Raw genomic sequence first — 2,231 nt, forward strand, 5'->3', positions numbered from 1 at the left:
GGAATCGCTTGCCTCGCATTGAGCCAGAGGCGGTACTGGCGCTTACTCACCGCGAAGAGAAGGTGCCTGATGCCTATCCCAGACCGTTGCTCGCGCACGGGAACGGCAGAAGTTATGGCGATGTTTGTCTTTCTGGTAAAGGCACCGTACTGCTCACTCGTGGTCTCGACCGTTTTATCGAATTTGACCCGTTAAGTGGGACTCTTCGGTGTGAGGCGGGGGTCACGTTGGGTGAAATCCTGTCGTTGGTGGTCCCGCAAGGATGGTTTTTGGCTAGTACGCCCGGGACTCGTTTTGCCACAGTCGGCGGCGCGATCGCGAATGACGTTCACGGGAAAAATCATCACGATGTCGGTAGTTTCGGTCATCACGTCCGAGCTTTTGAGCTGTGGCGTAGTGATGGAGCGGTATTGGAATGTACGCAGGATGAGAACGAAGATTGGTTCAGAGCAACGATTGGGGGCTTGGGGCTAACTGGCCTTATTCGATGGGCTGAGATTCAGTTAGTGCCAATTCGTAACCCATGGATGTGGGTGGAGTCGCGACGATTCTCGAACCTAAACGAATTCTGGGCGTTGAATCGTGAAGCGGAGGCCTCGTCGCCCTACACAGTCGCCTGGATCGACTGCTTGGCGACCGGCAAAGCTCAAGGCCGTGGGATATTGTTGGCGGGCCAGCACGCGGCTGGACAAACTGAGTTGCCGATCTTCAAATCCAGTGGAAAGCGGATCCCTTTGGATCCGCCGATTTCGCTGATTAATACCCTGAGTTTGAAAGCATTCAACTCGCTGTATTACCGGCAACCGGTTAAACCCCAAGGTAGCTTGATTCACTACGAGCCTTATTTTTATCCGTTGGATGCGATACAAGACTGGAATCGCATCTATGGTCGAAAGGGATTTTATCAGTACCAGTGCGTCATCCCCCCAGAAGCGGCAGAGGCCGCAACGTCAGAATTGCTGAGCGTCATTGCCAAGCGAAGACAAGGGTCATTTCTAGCCGTGCTCAAGACGTTTGGTAGCAAGCCATCTTTGGGAATGATGTCGTTCCATAGACCCGGTAGTACGTTGGCCCTGGACTTTCCCAATCAAGGTAAAGAAACCCTTAGGTTGTTGGCGGACCTGGATGCCATTGTTCGGGAAGCCGGGGGGGCTCTTTACCCTGGTAAAGACGCTCGGATGCCTGCAGATTTGTTCCAAATGGGATACCCGCAGTGGCAGACCTTTAGTGAATATATTGACCCAAACTTTTCATCAGCATTTTGGCAGCGTGTAACCTCATGAACTCTTTGAAACGTGTAATTATTTTCGGCGCAACGTCCGCAATCGCGGAGCAAACGGCTCGCCAGCTCGTGGCGCAAGGGGCGTCACTGTTTTGTGTGGGGCGAAACCAGCAAAAATTGGATGGGGTACTTGAGGACCTTAGGGTCCGGGCCGGACAAAACCAGTGCATTGATGGTGTTGCAGCAGATCTTACCGACAATGGTAAGCACGAAGAGCTGGTTAACGCAGCCGAAGCCTTTCTCGGCAGCATCGACGGAGTTTTGATAGCGCATGGCACCTTACCCGACCAGCAGGCTTGCCAAGACGATGCGGCCGTGGCATTACGGGAAATCGAGACGAACGCACTCAGTGTTATCAGCTTGTTGACCTTCCTGGCCAACAGATTAGAACAACAGCGAAGAGGCGTGATTGGGGTCATTAGCTCGGTGGCAGGCGATCGTGGACGTCAAAGTAATTACGTTTACGGTGCCGCGAAGGGCATGGTATCACTTTTTTTACAGGGGTTACGTAACCGGTTGGCCAAATCCGGTGTGGATGTGGTGACGGTCAAGCCGGGCTTTGTGGATACTCCGATGACCGCGTCGTTTGAAAAGTCAGGTCCGCTATGGGCCCGGCCTGAGCAAATTGCGTCGGGTATCATCAAGGCTATGGAGAAAGGTCGTGGTGTCGTTTATTTGCCATGGTTTTGGGCGGGGATCATGCTGGTCATCAAACTTATTCCTGAAACGATCTTCAAGCGGCTCTCTCTATGACTCAATCAACAGAAGCCAAAGAGGGTGCAGTTGTAGCATTTTTTGACTTTGATGGAACCCTGACGACTGGCGATACGCTGATGCCCTTCTTGAAGTATGTGCTTGGGCGGCGGAAGTATTACGCCAAACTCTTTTTGGTCAGCCCTATTTTAGTCGCCTATTTCGCAAAGGTGTTACGTAATGACATCGCTAAGCA

The 2,231-nt window shown here is 52.4% G+C and carries 3 protein-coding genes; all 3 read left to right on the top strand.

The window, feature by feature from the left end; all coding sequences use genetic code 11:
- Positions 1-1,283: FAD-binding oxidoreductase (locus tag KDK19_RS21360; protein WP_257292905.1), on the top strand; the 1,283-nt coding region annotated here is incomplete at its 5' end.
- Positions 1,280-2,035 (top strand): SDR family oxidoreductase, encoded by a 756-nt coding sequence (locus KDK19_RS21365; RefSeq protein WP_257292906.1) that lies wholly within the window; start codon positions 1,280-1,282, stop codon positions 2,033-2,035. The genes KDK19_RS21360 and KDK19_RS21365, both read left to right, overlap by 4 nt.
- The coding region (locus KDK19_RS21370; RefSeq protein WP_257292907.1) for a haloacid dehalogenase-like hydrolase at positions 2,032-2,231 on the top strand (200 nt) is incomplete at its 3' end. The genes KDK19_RS21365 and KDK19_RS21370, both read left to right, overlap by 4 nt.

This window comes from Endozoicomonas sp. ONNA1, from assembly GCF_024606325.1.
GTDB lineage: Bacteria > Pseudomonadota > Gammaproteobacteria > Pseudomonadales > Endozoicomonadaceae > Endozoicomonas_A.

What these genes read in the sequence shown, in the direction of transcription:
- KDK19_RS21365 (WP_257292906.1), top strand. Translation starts at nt 1,280, where the DNA reads ATGAACTCTTTGAAACGTGTAATTATTTTCGGCGCAACGTCCGCAATC.